Raw genomic sequence first — 20592 nt, forward strand, 5'->3', positions numbered from 1 at the left:
AAACTTCCCTACCATTTCAAAAATTAGTAATTAAATTCACTTCAAACAATTTGCTAAAGAATCCGCATTCGCACGCATCATATCTTCATAACTTCGAACATGCGAATCAAAAGCATCGCCATAAATTGGGCATACTTTAACTCGCGCTTCAGAAGCTAATTCTTTTAACACAGATGAGCGAGATATAAGATTTGGCTCTAGAAATACTGCAGGAATTTGTAAATCGCGTAAAATTTGCGAAAGCCTACGCCTATCTTGCACACTCGGCTCGCTAGAAGGATTTATTGTTACAAATCCAGCAATATTTACACCATAAGCCTTACCTAAGTAAGCAAAAGCATCGTGAGTTGTGACTAAGTTGCGGCGTTCTTTAGGTATTGACGCAACTTTTTTACGCATATAGGCATCAACATCAAGAAGCCTGTTAATATAGCGATCTGCATTAGCACGATATTTATTTGCATTTTTAGGATCTACTTCACACAATCTGTCAGCAATAGTTCGCACATATGCAATACCGTTTTTTACTGATTGCCACAAATGTGGATCAATATCTCCATGAACATGTTTACCTAAAACTGCTTGCGGAAGTTGATAAATTTTCTGTCTTGCGCTTCCAAGGAATCTATAACCTTGTTCTGCTGGAATTTCTTTAAGTGCATTAGTTGGAACTTCCACAACTACATCTTTAGGTTCATAATAAACACGCTTAGGTGCAGCAGACCGCTTCTCTTGCAAAGTATCAACTCTGTAAAGAAACCCACGTTTTGCTAAATCATAAGCTAAATCAGCATGACCTTTATTCAAAACTACTCGAGCTGAGCGTGTTTTCGCCAATTTTTGAGCGTTAATACCAACAGCAAATCGCATAGTGGTATTTCCTAAACTAGCAACTCTCTCATTTTGAGCATTCAACATGTCTGCATGAAAATCGAGCAAATACTCACCAGGCTTACTAAAAGCCCAACTTAAATGCGTGTGAGCATCTGCAGGCAAATCCACATGATCCTCATCGTTAATTCCATTTGCTGAGTTAATGTAAGTTTCAACGCTACCAAAAGTTCCAGTAAGATAAGCAAAAAGTGATCCAGGACCTTTTACTTTAGTAGCTGTTAAACGGATTCTATCTGATCTTCTCATAGTATATGCATTTGGTTTCAGCACAGTTGCACGACCCTGTTTTGTTACAGTAGAAGGCGCATTTGATTGAGAAGACTGATAAGACTGAGAAGATTGAGAAGATTGAGAAAACTTTTCACTCTTATTCAAACTTTTAAGCTGCTTTACTGATCCACTTGAGCTAGATACACTTGAGCTATTTCCACTTGAGCCAGCACCACTGTTATTATCCGAAACTTTAGAACTTTGCAATACATTAGAACTTTGAACAGCCATACGCTCCGTAGCAAGACCTAGCCAAATAGTATCCAACGACACATCTTCTACCATAGGAATAATATCTGCAGCATGCTTAACGCTTTCTTCTGCAAGCTGCACATTAGGCACACCTTTACGCAAATTCGCATCTAAAGCAGTAATCACGCCATGCTCCTCAAGCATCATGTAATTACTAAAAGCAACATCCGCATAAACAACATCTCGTATAGAACGCAAGCGAGGCTCATACGAGTGCGGATCTGCATTATCTGGAACTATAGAACTTACATTTGCAGCATCTCCGGCAACATTTGCAACCATATCTCTCAATACGCCAGTAGTTGTTACAACATTTATTCGACCATCTCTATGACCAGATTTTGAATAATTACTCACATTACTGCATGCTGAAAGTGGCATAATCATAGCTATAATCACAAAAAACACGCGTGCTTTTAAAGAAATCATAGCTTTAAATAGATCCACATAAAACAACTTCTTAATTGCCACTTCCAATACCACCAAACTAATTACCAAAGATCATACTAATAAAGCCGCTATTAAGACTAATAATCTTGTACTTGCGCAATACATATACGCCTAAATAGACTACTGCGCAAAGAGCAATAACACTGCCACTTAAAATAGAATAAGCGAGTAAAGTCTTATGCTTAAAGAAACCAATAATTCCACTATTTGAAGCATCATCAATCGATTCATCTTCAAACTTTGCATTATAAGCATTTTTATTATCTGATTTTCTCAAAGAAACAGTAGGCATTAACCCTTTTGACTTATCTGAAGATGAACGCAAAGATTTATCTAAACGTCTTCCAGAAGAAATACCTAAAGACCTTCCACTTCTAGCATTGATAACTCTATGCTCATTTCTAGCACTATTAGCGAAAGTAGCAACAGGTCTTATATCGTCTACTATATTTTCAGGTTCATGATTAGCTATAAGTGGCTTTACAAGTTCCTCTTCACCTTCATCTTCTTCAAGACTACCTTTTACAGAACATGAAATTGGCATTTTATTAGGATTAACACCAATAGCAAAATGGAATTTTTCTTTAGAAATTGAACCATTTGCTTTAACAGCGAAAGTCAAAGTATAATAACCAGCTTTAGAAAAATCCCAATTAGCATGCATATGCGTATTAGCAGGGATTTTATACCACTTCTTGGCACCTCTTTTACTAGAAAACATTTCACTAGGACGTTCACCTAAACTACCTTGCAACCATACGCGCACACTTCCAGGACCTTTTATAGCAGCTAAATACATAGTTGTAGAAGTATGAGGACTTAGATTTTGATTGTTAAATCCAACCCAAGGAACTCCATTTTTCTGCGTTTGCGGCAATCTCCAAACGTTATTTCTTTTAGATGATTGTCCAGCATAAAAAACTACTGTACGAGGATGTCGTATAACATGCTGTCCAGTGACATCTTCTTGAACAGCAAGAGAAAGCCCACTGTTTGAAGTATAAGAAGCTATATCCGCATGACCATTACTAATAACAAGAGCATTAAGCTTATGCTTTATATCTTTAAAAGTTAAGCATTTAGCTTTAACAGGCCGATTTTCTCTATCTTCATTATTGTTGAAATAGCCGCTTTCATCGTCAATCGATTCATCTTCAGATTCTGAATCGTCTTCACTCCCGTCTTCACTCTCGTCTTGAGAACCCTGTTCATCTTCGCTATCATCTTGCGAACCTTCGTCTTCGGTTTCAGACTCAGAATTATTATTCTCATCGTTATTATTTTCACTCGCGTTCGCGTTAGAATCGCTAGAATCACCAGAATCGCCAGAATCAGAATTATCGGAAGATTCAAAATCATATTCTGAATTTTCTTTAGCGCGCTTGAGATCCACTTCAAACGTGTAATCTTGCGTATCTTCAAGAGTATTACCATCAGAAGTAAAAGCTACAGCTTTAACTGTTAAAACATACACTCCAGGTGCTGTAAAAATCCAATCCATATGCACGTGAGCATTGCCATTCACACTGTATTCGCTTGGAAAATCAGTGCCATCAGTTCCAAGATGTTTTAGTGTTTTGTCATCATCTTTGCCAGCCATATAAACTGCGCCATTTTTAGGCATATTGGCTTTAACAAAACTGAAAGTCACACTTTTAATCTTAGAATTTTCACCCAAAGTTTCAGTAGAAACACCTGCATATAATTTACCTTCTTTCATTTGAGAAGGAAGATGATACACGTATTTCACATTCTGCTTTACGAAAGAAAATACTTTATTTTTTCTTTCGCGACTTTTCTTGCCAACAACAAATCGAACTAACGAGGAATTATATCGAATGCCATTTGCATCACTACCAGGAAAAGAATCACCTCTTGTTCCAAGCACAAGATTTCCGTTGACATCTTTATAAGTTGCAAAAACGTCAGTATGCCCTTTATTTACTCTGCAAATTTTTGCACTATTATTCGCACTTGGCTTCAAATCAGAATTTTTAAGCTGTGCAGCAACACAAGCTTTCTCATTAGACGACTGCAAATTTTCAGAATCATTCTGATCAGCAACTGCTGCGGGAATAACGCAAATAGATGCTGCAAAACTAGAAACTATAATTCCACTAAGAACTACACTAGATACTTTTTTAAGAATACTAAGAACTTTTTTAAACATGATTTAGCATCCTTCAATCATCTCGGCAATATTGACGTTTCTTGAATTTGCTCATCTATAGAAGAGTCAGAAGAAACTTCAGAAGAACTAGAAGAATCCACAGAACTGCTTGAATCCACAGTTTCACCAGAATTATTCGCACGAGCCATCAAGCGCTGCTCAATAGCAAGCTTTTTAGCTTTTTTAGTTTTAACTACAGCAATAACAAGGAAAATAATTACAATAATTAGCAAAAGAACAAAAGTAACAGTCACCATTTGAGCAATTACTAAAGAAGTATCGTCTTTTTTCTTATGTTTACGATTACGCTTACTACTATTATTTTTATTATCTTTTGAATAAGCTTCATCTGGCTCATTTATTCTATCGTCAGAATCATCTTCAGATTCATTCTCATCTGAATCCTCTTCACTTTCATTGTTATTTTGTGAAGAAGATTTTCCAGACGCGCTAGATGCAGCTAAAGCGTCTTGCGGATTAGTGTTTTCACCAACTGCAAAATTAAGCAAACGAGTATCACTTACCTTACGACCATTCTTTAATTTTCCTGAGAAAGTAAGCTTTACATGATACACACCAGGCTTAGAAAACACCCAATTAACATGCGTATGAGCATTAGTTTCAATCCAAGTATTTTGAGGATATCCTTTAGTGCTATCCCACAATTGTTGAGGATTATTATTCCCGTTTTCAAGATAAACATGCAATTTACCAGGACCACTAACGCCGTCAAGCGAAAGATTAGCTCCTCGATCAAGCTCGTTTAACACTCCACCTTCCTGAGTATTCCAACCAAGCCAAACAACATCTTGATTTTGCGTTTGAGGGATCACATAAAGCTTAGTTCCAGGCTTCTCACCAATAAACGCATAAGTAGAATCATCCGGCATAGGCACAATTGAGCTATTTCCTAAACGAAATACTACGTTTTCAGGATCTCTCCACACAGGGTCATCGCCTGTATCGTCACGAATCTGAATTTTCCACTTTCCACCCGAAAGAGTTGGACCAAAATCAGCGTGCCCAGCTTGCATCATAACTGGCTGATTACTAGTAACAGCATGAGCTTCTTGGAAAAGAGGCGATGGCAACACGGACATCGAAATAATCATAAAAAGAATTGAAATAGCTGCCATGATTGATGTCATAACATAATGCTTTTTAGTATTCATAATTATCACCGTCTTTACGCTTTACAACTTGTTAATTTTTGATTATTTTGATTAACTTGTTAATTTTTGTTAATTCTTTGTTTTGCTATTTAATTGCTTTTCTTTAGTTTCTTACATCGCGCTTTACATTTTTGAACGCGTCATCGGCGCTTCAATTTAACTTTTTAGGGCGCTTACAGCCAAGATTGCAATTCCTATAAAACCTTCATCTTTGTCCTTATAAGATACATTCCCAATCCTGTTATTGTGCACAACCCAACTGAAGCTGTACCAGTAGCAACAGCTATAAATTTAGTTGCGTGACTTTCTGTATCACCATTAGAACCATATGAATCACTATCTTCCGAGCTTGACTCATACTCGTCTGAGTCAGATGAATTATTACTACCAGATTGACTTTCGTCACTATCAGCAAAATCATCACCTGAGCGCTTATGAGATTTACTATTCTTGTGCTTTGAATGTTTATAAGATTCCAAAGAAACTACTTTCTTTTTCTTATTCTTATGCGATTTTTTATAACTTCGATTCACAAGGCTTGCAAGAGTCTTCTTACCTTTAAGATTTTTTCCAAAACCTTTAAAGAAACGATTGGAATTATTGCCATTATTCGAAGAAATAAGTTGCACAGGATTATTACTAAAATGATTCGACTTATTTTGAGAATTCCGGTTATTCTGATTATTTAAATTAAAGTCATTATCAAAATCTTCATCCTCATAATCTAATTCATCTAAATTATTATCGCCTTTGTGCTTTCTCTTATTATTTTTACGATTCCTATTGTTCTTTTTATTATATTTTTTACGATTGCGTTTCTTATTATGAGAATGCTCATCAGGATTTTCCTGTTGATTTTCATGATTATCTTCATGATTATTTTCTTTTTCAGAATTCTTCAAAAAAATTTGATAATCTGTAAAATCATTGAATTCTTCATTTCTGTACAATTCGCCATTTTCTAGAACAAGTGAAGATCTGATAATAGCTCCATCCATGCTTTTATCAATTTTCAAATTTAAGGTTTTACCTTCTTCTTTAGGTATGTACTTAAATTTTGTTTCTCCGTCTTTTTTAATAAGCCAAACATGCCTTTTTACTATAGAAGTAACTTGAACATCTGGATCTTGTTTTTTATCTTTAAGAACAGATACTCTAGGGCTATAAAGCACAGATTTAAGTTTTAAAGTATCTCCAACTTCAAGAGGCTTCATCTTACCAATTGCAGCAACTACAGGCCTTCCATCAGCACCATGATCATCTACTACAATTTTTACAGTATCTCTATCATCTCCAAAACCTAATCCCAACTCAAGTCCGCCACTTATCGTTGCATTAACAAGCATTCCATTTAATGCAGGCTCTGCTGGAATACTAAATGTTTCTTTAAGATCTGGATCTCTATCCCCTACTGGAAGATTGCTCTTAAAATCATATGAAAAATCAGGACCTTTTTCGTCTTCTCGAATATACGTCCAAGATGGCATCGTATCTTTTTTACCGCGTATTGATTTTGGCAAATACACAGAAAGAGTAACTTCTCCACCCGGCTCATACGAATGGTAATGCGGATGTGAACCAGTATTTCTCACGCCAACAATGCAAATATTGCTGTCATCATCCTTGCAATGAGTACTGCCAGACAACGATTCTTCAACAAATTTAGGATCTTTTGTTGGAGGAACGCGATTAGGATCCATCTGCAAAGTTTCTGTTTTACTTGAAACTGCATGTGTTTTATTAGCTTTTACTTCGAAAGTATACGTAGCATGCTTTGAAGTAACAGTTTTGCCAGTTTTCTTATTTTTTACTATTGTGTAAGCGCTAATTTTATAAGTTCCCGGCTTTGTAAAAACCCAATCAGCATGTTCATGACCAACCATTGACTGATGTATAATGCCAGGCATTACGAATCGACTTCCAGCTACACTTTCGTCATCTTTATCATGCGCTTCTAAAGATGACGCAAAAGTTTCATTATTATCATTTGTTTTTTGAGTCCAAGCAAGAACGCGTCCACCTTCAGGGCCAATAACTTTATCAATTACTATATCTGCACAGGCATCGCTAGTATCTTTAGCTCCTACAGAAAAACGAGAATTAGATGAATCCCAGCCAGGAAATACTTCGCTACTCTGCTTATTTCCCGAACCGTTCAAACGCCAATAGCCATCTGACGTATTAAAAGGTATATCTCCAGCATTTTTGTAAGGAAGATTTGAAGTATAAAATGACGAATCAGAAATAGTCATCGTCACATTTTTAGGAGAATAAATTACATTCCCATAGCTAAGACCCATTAACAGATCACTATTTGCGCTAGTTTGAAATGAATAAAAAGCGTCAACATGACCCGATTGAATTGCTGCTTTTTCTTCAGGAAGATACTGATCGCCCCTAACATCATCATTACCAACCCAAACATTCTGAGTATCATCAACATCAGCATATGCTAATACTGATGAGCCTAATCCAGATACGAGCATCGCAAATGCAAGAATGACTACGCTTGAAAAAGCAAACGCGCGCTTTAACGCAGCTTTCACTACATGAGCCATAATTATTATTTCACTCTCTACACTTAATATTCTTAGCTTTTATATACGCAATTTATTACGAATAAAGCAAAGATTTTTATAACGTTTATCCATAATAATAATGATTCTCATTAGTAGTCAAGTTGATTCACATGGCGTGTCGCACAAAAAGGAAAACGAATAAAAAAACACATAGAAAAATAAAAATAATAAAATACAAAAACAGGGTTATTTCGGGTTACCAGCTCCACACACAAAAACAAAAACAAAAACAAACAAAACAAAAACGTCTGCAGAATAAGACTACAGACGTTAATTAAGCTATTGTTAAATTATAAATAAATAAAAACTAACCTTCCACAATGTCAGCATTAAGGCAAGTCTTAAAATGACGTAAAGCCCACTCGTGGCCCGTTGCATCGAAACTAGCAACAGCATCTTTATGAACAACGATTTTGAATCCAAGATTATAAGCATCCACAGCAGTATGCAACACGCAAATATCTGTGCAAACACCTACCAAATGCAACTCTTCAATATGACGTTCGCGCAATTTAATGAACAAATCAGTGCCATTAAACGCAGAATAGCGAGTTTTATGAATATAATACACGTTACTTTTATCTTTATTCTCCTCATAAAAATCACCAAGCGAACCATATAACTCTTGACCGTGCGTTCCAGCGATGTTATGAGGTGGGAAAAGCTTGGTTTCAGGATGATATGGATCGTTCAAATGATGTGTATCAATTGCAAAAACAACAAACTCGCCCGAATCAGAAAATTCTTTCGAAATTTGAGTAATACGCTTTTCTAGCTTTTGAGCAGGCTCTCCAACAGTAAGCGAGCCATCGCTAGCTACGAAATCATTTGTGTAATCAATGTTAATAAGGGCTTTCTTCATACTAACTCCTTGTATGAAAGTTGCAAAACTAGTTGCAAATAGCAAAGTTGCAAATAGCACAATTGCTTTATTTACAATATTCTATGATTTTATTTCAACTGATAGCCCAATTATCAACTCAATTGCTGGCTCAATTGTAATAAATAATATAAAAGCTCTCGACTAAGAGAGCTATTCGCTGGGGTACCTGGACTCGAACCAAGAATGGATGAACCAGAATCACCTGTGTTGCCAATTACACCATACCCCAATTGGCAGGCTTCGCGGCTATTAAGACCGTTCCGTCTTCGTACCCCCGACCGGATTTGAACCGGTGTTGGCGCCGTGAGAGGGCGTAGTCCTAGGCCGCTAGACGACGGGGGCTTTCATTTATATAAGCTACGCCTCTTGACGCAACAAATGACGAGTCTACAACATAACGCAACACTACGCAACAGCGGCGTGTCGAAAAAGCAAAAATAAAAAAATAAAACAGTGCTTTGAATCCACTGAAACACAGTGAAACAAAGCACTGAAATAAAATAAATACGTGCGCAATGCAAAGAGCAATAAATCTTAGAAATAAATAAAAGAAATAAGTAAAGAAATAAATCTTACTTTATTTCAAAATAAACTTTATTTCAAAATAAACTCTTTACAAATACTCTTACAGCTTATTTACAAATGCTCACGCAAACCAGCTAAACGAGCTAAAGTCACATCCTTGCCAACGATTTCCATAGACTCAAAAAGTGGTGGAGAAACCCTGCGACCAGAAAGCGCTACTCGCACAGGTCCAAATGCAAGACGTGGCTTATAACCAGCTTCCTCAACAAGCTTTTTATTTAGCAACTCATGCAAAGAATCAGTATGCCAATCGGAAGAATCAACACACTTCAAGGAAGCGAGAGCCGCATCAAGGACCTCGCCAGCAGATTCCTTAAGCTGCTTACGAGCGTCATCATCTGGCTCAATGTAACCATCTTCACTTAGCAAGCTTGAAACCATACCAGCAACCTCACCAAGCAAACGAACGCGAGGCTGCACAAGAGGAGCAGCAGCGCTTAACACTTCACGTTCGCGATCAGTTAAAGCATCCCAATTATCTGCACTAACTACACCATCTTTGTATAAATATGGCACAGATCGATTCAAGAAATCTTGAGAATCAAGCATACGAATATGCTCAGCGTTAATGGAAATAGCTTTATCCAAATCGAAGTGTGCAGGATTTGCTTTCACATCTCTAACGTCAAACTTCTCAACCATTTCGTCCATAGTAAATACGTCACGATCTGGAGCAATCGACCATCCAAGCAAAGCCAAATAATTAAGCAATCCTTCTGGAATAAAACCATTATCTCTATGCAAGAACAAGTTAGATTCAGGATCTCGCTTAGAAAGCTTCTTCTTACCTTCACCCATAACATAAGGCATATGACCATAAAGCGGCATTTCCTTAGCTATACCCATTTCCATAAGATAACGGTAAAGCACAATTTGGCGAGGAGTAGAACTTAAAATATCTTCTCCGCGCAAAATCACGTTTATATCCATTAACGCATCATCAACAGGATTCGTAAGAGTATAAAGCGGATCACCATTCGGGCGCACAATAACATAATCAGGAACAGATCCAGCCTTAAAAGTGATTTCACCACGAATTAAATCGTTAAAAGTAATGTCTTCATTCGGCATCTTTAAACGAAGAGCAGGCTTACGACCTTCTGCTCGGAAAGCTTGCTTCTGCTCTTCACTAAGATTACGATCATAGCCATCATAGCCAAATTCAGCAGGACGACCTGCAGCAATATTACGTTCCTTAATTTCTTCAGGAGTTGAGAATGATTCGTAAGCGTAACCAGCTTCAAAAAGCTTTTGCGCTACATCTTTATAAATTTCCATACGCTGTGATTGACGATATGGACCATCATTACCAGCTGCATCAATGCCCTCATCCCAATCAATATGAAGCCAACGGAGAGCATCTAAAATCTGCTGATAGCTTTCTTCACTATCACGCTCATTATCAGTATCTTCAATACGGAATAACAATGTACCATGAGTATGTCGCGCTTCAGCCCAATTAAACAGTGCAGTACGAACCATACCTACGTGAGGTGTACCTGTTGGAGAAGGGCAGAAACGAACACGCACATGCTCAGGCAATTGTGGCTTTTCGGATTTAGCTGCATTATTTGCAACGTTTTGAGTTTCCTCGATATCAGTCATAAGTTCCATTGTGCCCTGCATTGAGGACGTGCATAGCGCAAGCGCAGGCTTAGTACAGCTTTCAACAAATGGCATGCATCGTAAAATTCGAAACTACTTAAAATATTATCTATTTAATCTAAAGCTTGAGTAGATTCTTTATTCCCTTCTATATGAGCAAACTTAGCTGCAAGAGCTTCACGAGATTTTCTATCATCTTCTTCTTTTGCAAGTTTTTTAGCAACTTCTGGATCCCAAAGCACATCTTCTCTATGCTTAGCCCACTCATCAATAAGAATAGGAGCAGCAAAATCAACTAACGTTGAAATATGTTCACTACTACGGACGCAATCAACAAGCTCAATCCATTGATTATCTTTGAACATCATTCGAGGTATTCCAACACACTCGCACACTTCGTTAATATATAAGAAAATAGGCAAAGTAGAGTAAACATCTTGCGTATCCGCTATTAGCGTTCTGAGAATACATAAAACAACAATTATTTTTTGTGATTCTACGAAATCTTCATAATCACGCGCTCGCTGTTTTGCATATTCTATAGCATATTGCAAATCTTGAGAATTCCAATTTCCTTTTACTTGCAAGATATTAGCAACACTATTGATAGCATTGACATCTTCATCAATATGAGATTGAAGATTAAAGAAAATAGAATTTATTTCACTACTATTACTTTTATTATTTTCACGAATTCCTGCATCTGCATTACTTTCATGAATTCCTGCATCTGCATTTTCATAATTAGGCTCATAACAAGATTCCATTCCATCATATGCATCAGCAACAGATAGCAGCGAATCAACTATTTCTTGAGGTCGTCCTGGAATTTCATCTGCACCCTCATATACAAATTCAGCATCCGGAACAGTAACATCAAGACCTGTAAGAATCCTAGAAATCATATGCATAGCTCGAACTTCGAGATTCTCAGCATACTTTGCATCATTATCTAAATAACGAGCTTCTACAAGCGGCCATAACGATTTTAATTCTAATGCACGTTGGGATGCGTCCTTAAGTAAATCTGATTTTTCACAATCCTGATTTTGAGAATTATGCATAATATAACGCTCCTTCGCATCATCACTTTAAATTACAAATACAAATTTTAATCTAAATTACTAAAATTTCGCACTTTTTTATATTATTTTTTATTTCTTTTTAGCGCTTTTTACTGCTTTTTAGCGCTTTTTATTTCACGTATTTTACTTCACTATTTCGCTATTCGCTTTATTTCTCTATTTCGCAAACTTTTGAGGATCTACATACGAAATTGAAAGCACACGCATAGTTTCGCAATCATACGTGATTGAAGTAATAGACGCTAAAGCAGTTTTACGCAATAACATATTATGTTCTGGATGACCTGTTTCAAGCATGTGTCTGTAAGACCAAATTGGAGATTCATGAGTCACTGCAACAATTTGTTCTCCAGGGTGATTCTTAACTTGCTCGCGCGCAAAATCAGACACTCTTTTAGCTATACTTTTATAACTTTCTCCCCAACTTGGACGCCATAAATTCACAACAAGTTTCCAATTATTATTTTTCCACAACGCGCCTTCGCCAAATCCAATTCGCTTACCACGAAAATTATTTTCTGCCTCAATTAAACGATCATCTAATATAATGCTGCTTTGAAAAGATTTCACGCTATCTTTTACGTTATTAACTGAAACATACGCGCAATCAGGCATATTTAGCAACGCATTTTCTATTTCACGCGCTGTTTCACGAGTGCGATCTAGAGGAGAAGAATAAATTTTAGTAATACCACGAAACTGCACAGAATTAGCAATATAATTGCCTGTAACTCTAGCCATATTAAAGCCACGCTCAGAAAGATGGAATCCAGGAAGTCTTTCATACAATACATGATTCGGATTTTCAACTTCACCATGACGCACAAAATGAATTGTTGTAGATGTCATAATAATTATTCCCACCCTTTTGGAGTATTCTTCAAAGACCACATTCCTAATTTATGAGCAAAACTTGTATCTTCTTCAGCCACACCAGAATCGACATCTTTAGACTTTTGCGACTTAGTATCATCAAGAAGCCATTTGCGAATCACAAAATTCCATACAGCAACAACAACAGTTGCAACAAATTTTCCAATATTGGTTCTAAACACATAAATCGTAGTTTTACACATAGATGCAGCCATTCCAAAAGTACTTGCCCAAATAATCGCATCGTTTATAAGCAAACCAATAACTGCAGAAATAACAAAAATCAACAGCTCCATCCAACGAGCCATATCTTCGCGATGCTTAAAAACATATTTCATACTAGCAATGTAATTAAAAATAAGCGAAATAATAAATGAAATTGTTCCAGCAATCACATTGCTCACATTTACAAACATAAGCAAATTAAGCAAAGCAACATCAATAATCAGCGCAATAACGCCAACAATCCCAAATTTCACAACTTGTTCAATAAGTTTCTTCATGTATTCCATTAAACACGCGGAGGCTAACAAAATACTATAATTATCTTGTATTACAAATTCATAAAGATAAAGGAAAGATTATGCCAGTCATTCATACTCACGTTTCAGTAAGCACAACTCAAGCACAACGCGAAGCATTAAAAGCAGCTTATGGAAAAGCTATCAGCGCAATTCCAGGAAAAAGCGAACATTGGCTTATGTGCCCATTCGAAGATAATATGCCAATTTACTTCGCAGGAGATAACGCTAAACCTGCTGCTTACATTGAAGTAAACGTTTTCGGATCTAGCGTACCAGGATCCGCTTGGGAAAAATTGACAGAGCAGATTATGGCAGCATTGAATCGCGAACTTGGAATTCCACAGGATCGCACATACATTCGTTACACTGCAACTAGCGACTGGGGCTGGAACGGCGGCAATTTCTGATACTAATACATACGCGAATTTTACACATTCACGTTGTTCTCATCAAAATCGTCATCACTCGCAACACTACCTTGAGCGCCAGGCGCAACAGAAGATTTCACAATTTCAGCCATAGCTTTATTATCATTTAGATAGCTGCACACTATACCTATAACAAAACCGAGTAAAGCAGGGAAAATCCACGCTAAGCCTTTATCGGAGAACGGCAACCATTCGCTAAATATTTTAAGAACTGGCTTGAGATTTATAGAAGTCTGTATCTTTTGTAAAGTATTGCAAAAATCATAAATTGCACCGATAAAAGTAAATCCAATAGTCCATGCAAAAACAATCCTACTGTCATTAAATAATCGACTACATAAAGATAGCACGATAATAACAATTGCCAATGGATACAAGAACATTACAACAGGAACTGCATAATCAATAATTTTAGTCAGACCTAAGTTAGCGAGCGCAAACGATACAAGAGTAGACAAAATAGCCCAAACCAAGTAAGAAGGGCCTTTAGGAAAAAGCTTCGAGAAAGTTTCAGAAAAACTTGCTATTAAGCCAACTGCCGTTTTCAAACATGCGAGAGTAACAGTTGCAGCAAGCACATATAATCCAATTTGACCAAGGTAATATTCAGATACTTGAGCTAAAGTTATTCCACCATTTTTTGAAGGACTAAAAGTAATTCTGCTTTTCAAACCAACAGCAACGATAGCTATATAAATAACAGCCATAATAATACAACTAAATAAACCAGATCTAGCAGTATTTACAGCAACATCTTTAGAATCTTTTACGCCAAATTGACGCACAGTTTGTACAACAACAATGCCGAAAGCTAAGCTTGCCAAGGCATCCATTGTGTTATAACCATTTAAGAAACCAGCGAAAAATGACTGATTTAAATAATCCTGAGTAGGTGACGCATTTAAAGACGCACCACTAACAGGAGATAGCAATACAGTAAATACCAAAATTCCAAGGAAAACAAGAAAAATTGGAGTTAGAACTTTACCAATCCACGTAAGAATTCCACTCGGTTTCATTGCAAAGAAAAATGCTAAAGCAAAAAATACAGCAGAAAATGCTAACAAATATAACTGTGAATTATTGTCGTTAGGCACAATGCGTTCCAAGCCAACAGTATATGAAAGACTAGCGCATCTAGGAATTGCGAATAAAGGTCCAATAGTTAAATAAAGAAGACAAGTGAAGAATAATCCAAACCTTTTACCAGGCTTACTAGATAATTCAAATAATCCACTAACTCGACTCATAGCGAGAGCAGTAACGCCCAGTAGCGGCAATCCAACGCCCGTAATAATGAATCCTATAGCAGCTGGAACAGAATTTGTTCCTGCATTCGAACCGATAAACGCTGGGAAAATCAAATTTCCTGCGCCGAAGAACATGCCAAAAAGCATAACCGCCACATACGTGGATTCAATAATAGTCAAGTTCTTCTTTGTTGGAGCACTATCTGTGCTGACACTTTGTGTTGTGACGCTCATGCTTACACCTCCTAATAGTGAAATTTTTGACACATATTATTTAATTCACAGCTAATTACAAAATCAGCGTTAAAAAATAATATTAGAGGTATCTTAATCATTCGCATGTACTTAGCAAATTAAACTCAGTAAATTAAACTCAGTAAATTAAACTCAACAAATTAAAAATATAATTTTCAAAATAAAAAAGGCGCTAACATAAAAGTTAGCACCTTAAAGTACGAGAAAAACTAATCAAATATACTTAAACTAAATATAAAACGCTAAATCACATCTTTTCTGGAGCACAAACTCCTAACAAATCAAGACCTTCAGCTATTACAATACGAACTGCTTCATTAAGCTTTAAGCGAGCTGCAGAGCGAGCAGGCTCAGGACACTTTGCAATTCGAACTGCTTCGCGCTCTTCTTCTGGCAAACGATTTTCTGAATCAGTTAATTCCATTGGAACTACTCGCTCAAGGTTGTACCACTTGTGATAGCTTGCAGCCAAATCCTCAAGATAATGCGCAACTCTATGAGGGGCACGCATATCTCCAGCTTGAGCAAGAGATGCAGGCCATTGAGCCAAAGCAGCTAAAACTTCACCATCTGCATCAGTATTAAGCAAGCTCAAATCAGCGCCATCTTGTGAAATTTGCGCATCTTTTGCATTTCGCGCAACATTACAACTACGAGCATGTGCATATTGCACGTAATACACAGGATTGTCGTTACTATGCGAAGCAAGCAAGTCTAAATCAATATCAACACTAGTGTTGTAATCCGTGCGAGCTAGAGAATAGCGAGAAGCATCAACACCAATAGCATCAACCAAGTCGTCAATCGTAATAACATTTCCAGCGCGCTTACTCATGCGAACAGGCTTGCCGTCTTTCATAACGTTTACAAGCTGACCAATAAGAATTTGCATATTTTCGCCAGGCTTATCGCCAAAGGCTGCACACATAGCCATCATTCGACCAATGTAACCATGATGATCTGCACCAAGCATGTAAATTGCAACATCTGCAGGATTCTTTTCGCGATTACGCTTGTTGCGATAGTACGCTATATCTGCAGCAAAATAAGCATAGTTTCCATCAGACTTTATAATCACACGATCCTTGTCGTCACCATGCTTAGTGGATTCAAACCATGTTGCTCCGTCTTTTTCAAAAATGTCTCCACGCTCACGCAAATCTGCAATAGCACGCTCAACTTCACCATCTTCATACAAGCTATTTTCATGGAACCAAACATCGAATTTCACACGAAAATCTCGCATAGATTTACGGATTTCATCAAACATCATTGGGACTGCACGCTTGCGGAATTCTTCTCTTTGTTCTGAATCACCTTCACCAAGTGGCAGACCTTCCGCGTCTTTTCCAAGATCAATTCGAGGTAAGGAAAGAACATCAACACCATCTGCGTTAGCTTCTTTTATAACAGCATCAGCAATTTCGTTAATATATGCGCCCTTGTATCCATCTGCAGGAGTTTCTTCACCGTGAGCAGCCGCAACAAGCGACTTTGCAAATCTATTTATTTGCTCACCATGATCGTTAAAGTAATATTCGCGTACAACTTTTGCGCCATTCGCTTGCAATACTCGAGCCATAGAATCACCCACAGCCGCCCAACGAGTTCCGCCAATATGAATTGGACCAGTTGGATTTGCAGAAACAAACTCAAGATTCAAAGTTTTTCCACTCAAATGAGTGTTCTTACCAAAATTAGAACCTTGCTTTAATACTTCATCAACAATTGCTGCAGCGGAAGCTGAATCAAGAGTTATGTTAATAAATCCTGGACCTGCAACTTCTACGGATGCAATACCTTGCGCTTTAGTTAAACGCTGCGCAAAAAGCTCAGCCAAATCACGAGGCTTCATACCAGCTTTTTTAGCAAGTTGCATAGCAACATTCGTAGCCCAATCACCATGAGCACGATCTTTTGGACGCATAACAGCAAGACTGTTTGCATCAGGAATTAAATCTTGTGTTAAATTACCTGCAACACCATTTGCTACTAAATCTTTAGCAATTTTTTCAATAAGTTCACTTAAGCTTTCTGGATTCATGGTTTACAGTCTATCGTTACCATGCGATGCTTCGTGATTACAGTGTATTGGATTGCATTATTCTACATATAGTGTAATATATGTTTTACATGTTTTACAATGGAGATTAAAAATGGTCGCAACAATTACAGGATTAAGAGTACCCTCTAACGTTTTAGATCGTTATGATCAGCTCGCTAAAACCACTCACCGCACTCGTTCATTTTACATGAATCAAGCGCTAGAGGCTCAAATCGATGAACTTGAACATGAATATGGACTAATGGCAGATATTGAAGCATACAAACGTGGAGAATTAGAAACATCTCCACTAGATGATGTGGTGAAGCGCCTTGATTTGGAAGAAAATAAGTGATTATGCTTAAGTATTTAAATACACAAAAAGCGCTGGAGTCGAAGATTAGCTTCCAGCGCTTTTGTTTTGCAATTAATTATTTTCGATTATTTGCGACTACTTGCGATTACTTCTTTTTTGCAGGAGGTTCACCAAGTTCGCTTTGAGCAACAGAAACGTTTACGTTAGATGCATCAGATTCTGCAGAATTTTCAGCAGATTCAGTATCAGCAGCAACTGCAGCCTTAACAGCATCAAGCTTTACTTCTCCAGTAACGCGTCCCGCTTCCGCAACGTCATCCAAAGTGTCTTCAACAGCCTTGTAAGCATTTTCTGCAACATTCAAAGTTACTCTCAAAATAGGAGTCTTCATAGAAACTTTTGCTTCGGACTTAATCTTGCGCAAAGCAGCCAAAGCTTCACCTGCATAAGCCAAAGTGTCTGCAGAAACTCCGTTTGCAGCTTTCTCATAAGCATCAGCACACGGCCAGCTAGCGCGATGTACTGAGCCTTCGCCGTCATGCATCCAGCTCCACACTTCCTCAGTAGCATAAGGCAAGTAAGGAGCAAACAAGCGAGCCAAAGCGTCAAGTGCAAGACCAAGAGTTGTTCGAGCAGATTTTATAGCAGATTCACTTGGAACTCGTCCTGTAGATTCTGCAGTTCCATATGCGCGATTCTTTGCAAGCTCAATATAATCGTCACAGAACTCCCAGAAGAAGGTTTCAATCGCCTCTAAAGCCTTTGAATGCTCATAAGATTCAAGCGCGTCAGTTGACGTGCGAATAACTTCAGCAAGCTTTGCCATCACAGAGCGATCCAAAGTTTCAGTAACATCAGCAAAATTCCAGTCCGCGTTAGCAGACTCGAGAACCTGATGCTCATCATCTTCTCGACCAATCGCGAGCGCAAACTTAGTTGCATTCAAAAGCTTAATCGCCAGGCGTCTGCCAATCTTCATTTGACCTTCGTCATAAGTTGCATCCAAACCTAACTTCGCAGAAGTTGCCCAATATCGCACAGCATCTGCACCAAACTCTTCAATTGGCTTATTTGGCACTACAACGTTGCCTTTAGATTTAGACATCTTCTTGTGATCAGGATCTAGAATCCAACCAGAAAGCGCAGCATGCTTGAAAGGCAAGCAGCCATTTTCAAGATGAGCACGATCAACAGTACTAAACAGCCATGTACGAATAATATCTTGACCTTGTGGACGCAAATCCATTGGGAAAGTCGCATTAAACAAAGCCTGATTTTCTTCGCCTGGCTCCTGCCAATGAGTCACAATTTGTGGAGTCAATGAAGATGTTGCCCAAGTATCCATAATGTCTTGCTCAGCAGTAAAACCATTCGGCTGATCACGCTGAGATTCATCAAATCCTTCAGGAACATCAATAGTTGGATCAATTGGTAAACGATCTTCTGAAGGAGTTAAAGGATTAGCATAATCCACTTCCCCATTCTCGTTTATTGGATACCAAAGAGGGAACGGCACACCAAAGAAACGCTGACGAGAAATAAGCCAGTCGCCGTTCAAACCATGGACCCAATTCTCGTAGCGAACGCGCATAAAATCTGGATGGAAGTTAAGTTCCTTACCGCGCTCAATAAGCTCCGCGTTCAGCTTTTCGTCTGTTCCACCGTTCTTTAAGTACCACTGACGAGAAGTGACGATTTCCAAAGGCTTATCGCCCTTTTCATAGAAGTTCGTCATACGCTTTGTTGGCTTTGGATCGCCTTCCATATCTCCAGCTGCTTGCAAAGCTTCAACAACTTCCTTGCGAGCAGAGAATGTGGTTTTGCCAGCGATCTTCTCGAACATTTCACGACCAGATTCGTCTGTAACCCAGTCAGGAGTCGTCATCACAATGCGACCATTGCGCTGAATAATAGGACGAGTTGGCAGATCCAAGTCACGCCACCACTCAACGTCAGTCACGTCACCAAAAGTGCAGCACATTGCAATGCCAGCACCCTTGTCCATTTGAGCAGCAGAATGCGCCAAAATTGGCACTTTCACTTTAAATAATGGTGAGTAAACTTCTTGACCAAAATATTTCTTATATCGCTCGTCATCTGGATTTGCAATCAAAGAAGTACAAGCAGCAAGCAATTCTGGACGCGTAGTTTCAATATAAATCGGAGTGCCATCTTCAAAGCGGAATGCAATCTTATGATAAAAACCTGGATACTCTCGTGATTCAAGCTCAGCTTGTGCAACTGCAGTCTGGAAAGTAACATCCCACAATCCTGGAGCATCTTTCTGATACGCTTCTCCACGAGCAAGATTGCGCAAGAATGCTTTTTGTGCAACTCTGCGAGGATGCTCTCCAATTGTGTGATAAGTTTGAGACCAATCAACAGAAAGACCAAGCCTACGCCATAAAGCTTCAAATAACTTTTCATCTTGAGAAGTTAAACGTTCACAAAGCTCAATAAAGTTTTGTCTACTTACAGGCACTTGATCTTTTGCATCAATCTTCTTGCCTTCAGTTCCTTCAAATGGCGGCTTAAAATCTGGGTCATACTTTAACGATGTATCAACTCGCACACCGTAATAATTTTGCACTCTACGCTCAGTTGGAAGACCGTTATCGTCCCAACCCATTGGGTAGAACACGTCAAAGCCTTTCATTCGCTTATAACGCGCAATCACGTCTGTATGCGTATATGAAAACACGTGACCTACATGCAAGTGACCGCTTACAGTTGGAGGTGGGGTATCAATAGAATATACGGCCTTACGGTCGCGAGAATTATGAAATGCGTAAGTTTTGGCTTCTTCCCAATTGTTACGCCACTTATCTTCAAGACCATCAACGCCAACTTTATTAGGCAAAGGCGTTAAATGTGCATGTTTTACTACGTTATTAACCTGTTCGCTCATGAACTGAATATTAGAAACTCAGCGCGACAACACGTGAAAAACAAAATTT

Annotated in this window: 14 protein-coding genes and 2 tRNA genes; 2 read left to right on the top strand and 14 right to left on the bottom strand. The window is 38.1% G+C overall.

The window, feature by feature from the left end; all coding sequences use genetic code 11:
* Positions 1-36 precede the first annotated feature (36 nt).
* The 11 genes from HMPREF3230_RS04870 to HMPREF3230_RS04920 form a co-directional block, all read right to left on the bottom strand.
* Positions 37-1797: an anchored repeat ABC transporter, substrate-binding protein gene (locus HMPREF3230_RS04870; protein ID WP_230955937.1), complete on the bottom strand. Its 1761-nt coding sequence runs from the start codon at positions 1795-1797 to the stop codon at positions 37-39.
* Positions 1798-1903: 106 nt separating this feature from the next.
* Positions 1904-4036 (bottom strand): choice-of-anchor M domain-containing protein, encoded by a 2133-nt coding sequence (locus HMPREF3230_RS04875; RefSeq protein WP_075523822.1) that lies wholly within the window; start codon positions 4034-4036, stop codon positions 1904-1906.
* 17 nt (positions 4037-4053) lie between these two features.
* On the bottom strand, positions 4054-5208 hold the full coding sequence (locus tag HMPREF3230_RS04880; RefSeq protein ID WP_082266295.1) for a choice-of-anchor M domain-containing protein: 1155 nt from the start codon (positions 5206-5208) through the stop codon (positions 4054-4056).
* 194 nt (positions 5209-5402) lie between these two features.
* Positions 5403-7766, bottom strand: coding sequence for a choice-of-anchor M domain-containing protein (locus HMPREF3230_RS04885; protein WP_075523823.1), 2364 nt, complete (start codon positions 7764-7766; stop codon positions 5403-5405).
* Between the two features lie 328 nt (positions 7767-8094).
* Positions 8095-8649 (bottom strand): cysteine hydrolase family protein, encoded by a 555-nt coding sequence (locus tag HMPREF3230_RS04890; RefSeq protein WP_075523824.1) that lies wholly within the window; start codon positions 8647-8649, stop codon positions 8095-8097.
* Positions 8650-8827: 178 nt separating this feature from the next.
* Positions 8828-8899 (bottom strand) — tRNA-Gln (locus HMPREF3230_RS04895).
* A gap of 40 nt (positions 8900-8939) precedes the next feature.
* Positions 8940-9012: transfer RNA gene (locus tag HMPREF3230_RS04900), tRNA-Glu, on the bottom strand.
* A gap of 294 nt (positions 9013-9306) precedes the next feature.
* Positions 9307-10869, bottom strand: a complete 1563-nt coding sequence (gltX, locus tag HMPREF3230_RS04905; RefSeq protein WP_075523926.1) for a glutamate--tRNA ligase — start codon at positions 10867-10869, stop codon at positions 9307-9309.
* 104 nt (positions 10870-10973) lie between these two features.
* Positions 10974-11924, bottom strand: a complete 951-nt coding sequence (locus HMPREF3230_RS04910) for a hypothetical protein (protein ID WP_075523825.1) — start codon at positions 11922-11924, stop codon at positions 10974-10976.
* A 177-nt stretch (positions 11925-12101) separates the two neighbouring features.
* A complete protein-coding gene (locus tag HMPREF3230_RS04915; protein WP_075523927.1) occupies positions 12102-12794 on the bottom strand; it encodes a histidine phosphatase family protein in 693 nt (230 codons plus the stop codon).
* A gap of 5 nt (positions 12795-12799) precedes the next feature.
* Positions 12800-13321: a GtrA family protein gene (locus tag HMPREF3230_RS04920; RefSeq protein WP_075523826.1), complete on the bottom strand. Its 522-nt coding sequence runs from the start codon at positions 13319-13321 to the stop codon at positions 12800-12802.
* Between the two features lie 80 nt (positions 13322-13401).
* Here HMPREF3230_RS04920 and HMPREF3230_RS04925 point away from each other — a divergent pair, with 80 nt between their 5' ends.
* The gene (locus tag HMPREF3230_RS04925; protein ID WP_075523827.1) at positions 13402-13749 is read left to right on the top strand and encodes a phenylpyruvate tautomerase MIF-related protein; all 348 of its coding nucleotides are present in this window, start codon (positions 13402-13404) and stop codon (positions 13747-13749) included.
* A 20-nt stretch (positions 13750-13769) separates the two neighbouring features.
* On the opposite strand, the gene brnQ is transcribed toward HMPREF3230_RS04925, so the two are convergent.
* Positions 13770-15254, bottom strand: a complete 1485-nt coding sequence (gene brnQ, locus HMPREF3230_RS04930) for a branched-chain amino acid transport system II carrier protein (RefSeq protein ID WP_075523828.1) — start codon at positions 15252-15254, stop codon at positions 13770-13772.
* A 268-nt stretch (positions 15255-15522) separates the two neighbouring features.
* Positions 15523-17319, bottom strand: coding sequence for an arginine--tRNA ligase (gene argS / locus HMPREF3230_RS04935; protein ID WP_075523829.1), 1797 nt, complete (start codon positions 17317-17319; stop codon positions 15523-15525).
* Positions 17320-17431: 112 nt separating this feature from the next.
* On the opposite strand from argS, the gene HMPREF3230_RS04940 reads away from it, so the two are divergent.
* A complete protein-coding gene (locus tag HMPREF3230_RS04940; RefSeq protein WP_075523830.1) occupies positions 17432-17674 on the top strand; it encodes a type II toxin-antitoxin system RelB family antitoxin in 243 nt (80 codons plus the stop codon).
* Between the two features lie 106 nt (positions 17675-17780).
* Here HMPREF3230_RS04940 and valS read toward each other — a convergent pair whose 3' ends face one another.
* Positions 17781-20543: a valine--tRNA ligase gene (gene valS / locus HMPREF3230_RS04945; RefSeq protein ID WP_075523831.1), complete on the bottom strand. Its 2763-nt coding sequence runs from the start codon at positions 20541-20543 to the stop codon at positions 17781-17783.
* Between the last annotated feature and the right edge of the window lie 49 nt (positions 20544-20592).

The sequence above is a fragment of the Gardnerella vaginalis genome (genome assembly GCF_001563665.1).
Taxonomy (GTDB): Bacteria; Actinomycetota; Actinomycetes; order Actinomycetales; family Bifidobacteriaceae; genus Bifidobacterium; species Bifidobacterium vaginale_A.